Annotated in this window: 1 protein-coding gene and 1 riboswitch; the gene reads right to left on the bottom strand. The window is 60.4% G+C overall.

From position 1 onward, the window contains the following. Window positions 1–1,702, bottom strand: a 1,702-nt coding sequence (locus SMC5_RS07810; protein WP_455423455.1) for a S8 family serine peptidase, incomplete at its 3' end; no start/stop codon positions are given. Between the two features lie 725 nt (window positions 1,703–2,427). Then, window positions 2,428–2,545, top strand: a riboswitch (molybdenum cofactor riboswitch). Window positions 2,546–2,706: the final 161 nt, after the last annotated feature.

The following is a 2,706-nucleotide window of genomic DNA, read 5'->3' as shown; positions in this document are numbered from 1 at the left end:
CGCCATCTATGCCCGTGACCGCAGCCACGACCTCCGATGCAAAGCTGGAACCCTGGGGGCCTTCACCTGCCTCCACGGCAGGTCGCACGCCACCGTAGCCAATGTTGAACTGAACGTCCATCGTGCCACCGGGCGCCGCCAAGGTTGCTGTGCTCGTCTGCATCTCGCTCAANNTGATCGACTGCAGGGTGATCATCCCCTCGTGTGGCCCATCTTTGACGGTTGCCGGGTTCACAGTCGTGGTCACGCTCATCTGCGCGGTCCCGCCGGGTGCGACGACGACAGATGACGGGACTACAGTCACCTCCACGCCTGCCCGCGCGTCCATCGTCCAGCCGAACGAAGGCGAGAAAGTCACACTATGATCCGAGAGACTGCGTATAGTGATCGTCGTCGCAGTCGCAATGCTGTCATCGTCGACAAGAACGGTCCCTGTCTGAAACGTCGTCGTTCCGTCGGATGTGGCTATCGCCGCCACGGCTGGAGTGTCGATGGCAGCCGGTACATCGACGCGGCCGGCTCCCTGCAATGTCCACGTGATGACTTCGCCATTCTGCCAGTTGCGAAGAACATTGGAGGTGTTCATCAGCGCCAGCTTGACCGTCTGCGGTGTCCAGTCGGGATGCGCCGCCTTGATCAGCGCGACGGCTCCGGCCACCCCCGGCGAAGCCATCGACGTGCCGTCCAGCCTGGCATACTCGCCGCCCAGAAACGTCGAGTTCACCGTGACACCGGGCGCAGACACCTCCGGCTTGAAGTGAAAGTCCTCGGTGGGACCCATGGAGCTGAAGTCTGCAAGCGTCCCCAGGTCGCTCCGTGTCCCAAACCGGACGACAAGTCCCCTCGTCGTCAACATCTTGAGGTCCAGTCCTGCGTCCTGGGTGATGCCAATGCAGGGGATATAGTTCTTGGTCTCGTCGCCAGCCGCTACCCTGAGCGTCATAGAAATGACTCCAGGACTGTGGTTGTAGATGATGACACCGGCAGCTCCCGCCGCCTGCGCATTCAGGACTTTGTCGCGGAAGTAGATCCCACTGGTCCCGACAGGGCCCCGCTCGACAAGTGCGACCTTGCCCGTGACGTTCACAGCAGCGAAATCCGCCTTCGAGCCATACCCGGCATCCACGATGCTGTACATGGAGCCTTCCTTGAACGCTGGGGCAATGTCGGCATAGCTACCCATGATGTTGTCCAACCCCGTTCCGGTCGGCGTTACAACCTCCACTACTGGATACGGGCCGTCGTTGGAGGCGGCTACCGCGATGGCATTCAGCGCTGTCGCCGGCGAACCCAGGGGCCAGTTGGTCTCGGGGTTACGTGGGCCGGAGTTGCCCGTCGCTGCGACGACTACGACACCCGCCTTGACCGCGTTGTTGATCGACTCGTTCTCGGGTGTATCGGCGGTTCCCCCAGACGTACCCAGGGACAGGTTGACCACTGTGCAGTGGTTCTGCACGGAACGGTCAAGTGCCGCAATGATGTCCCCATCAGCAGCTCCTCCTCCCTGGTCACTGAAAACCTTGTAGGCATAGAGCTTCGCCTTTGGCGCGACACCCTGCACCTTGCCGTCCGCGGCGGCAATGCCTGCAACGTGTGTACCGTGGCCCTGAATGTCCATGGGGTCGCTGTCCTTGTCGGCGAAGTCGTATCCTCCCACCACCTTTGCATTGGGAAATTTCGCTCCGCCAAGGTCCGGATGCATGTAGTCGATACCTGTGTCGATGATGCCAATGGTCGTACCGGTTCCGTCAAGTTTTTGCCCCCCCGCCGATGTGCGGTTCCACAACGCCTGATCCACTCCCATGGCGGCATTTGTATCATCGTCCAGGACTTGCACCTGCTGGGATTCGTAGACAAACGAGACATGGTTCGTCCCCGCAACCGCTGCGAGGTCATACCCCGCAACGTTCAGTGCGAGACCATTGAAGGTCACGCTCAGTCGCTGCTTGATCGTATACCTGACACCCTGTGCCGCCAGCGACAACAAAAATACATTTTGCTCCTGCGAGATCTCTGCTTCCGATGCGTGCGCGGCCACGGTGTCCAGCCACCCTTCCGCTCCTGCATCCTGGACTCTACCGACCAACGGAAGACCCTGCATGCGGACGATGACGTCCTGTGGTGATGGCGATGACCCGGCACGGGCCAGAAATTCGGTGTCGATCGTGGGCAGGTTCACTGCACCGAGAACCGGCTTTCCTGACAGCGCACACGCCGATACCAGAGCCACCACTACCATGATTCTCAGACACCACTGCAGTCGCTTCGTCATCGTTTTCCTCCTGCGCCGCCGGCGAACCGCATGCTCAACCCGCACAGAGGCAGATGTATTGGGTATACAGCCAAACCGCCCTGAGGTCAATGAAGGCACGACATGGGTTCTTGCCGTACCGGTGCAGACGTCTATACTATTGTTCTCTGCAAGTGCAGAGAATAATTCTTCGAGCTGTCCGACCTACGGCGCAAGCCATGGCGTACAGCCGGCAGGGTACGGCGGGAAACGGCCGTGCCTCCCATTGTGGAAAGGAGAAACAATGAAACGAGGTCTGTCACGTCTGCTGGTCCGTCGCATCCTTGCGGCGGCACTCATTCTTGCGTTTCTGTCTATGGCGTCCGCTCTCCCGGCGCGCGCCGCAACATTGTCCGACATTGCTGGGCGTCCCGACCAGGCCGTCATCGAACGGGTCGTCGCCAAAGGGTTCATGA

This window comes from Candidatus Cryosericum odellii (assembly GCF_003570935.1).
GTDB classification, from domain to species: domain Bacteria; phylum Caldisericota; class Caldisericia; order Cryosericales; family Cryosericaceae; genus Cryosericum; species Cryosericum odellii.
Note: the sequence above shows the minus strand (reverse complement) of the source record. Positions and strands in the feature narration are given on the sequence as shown.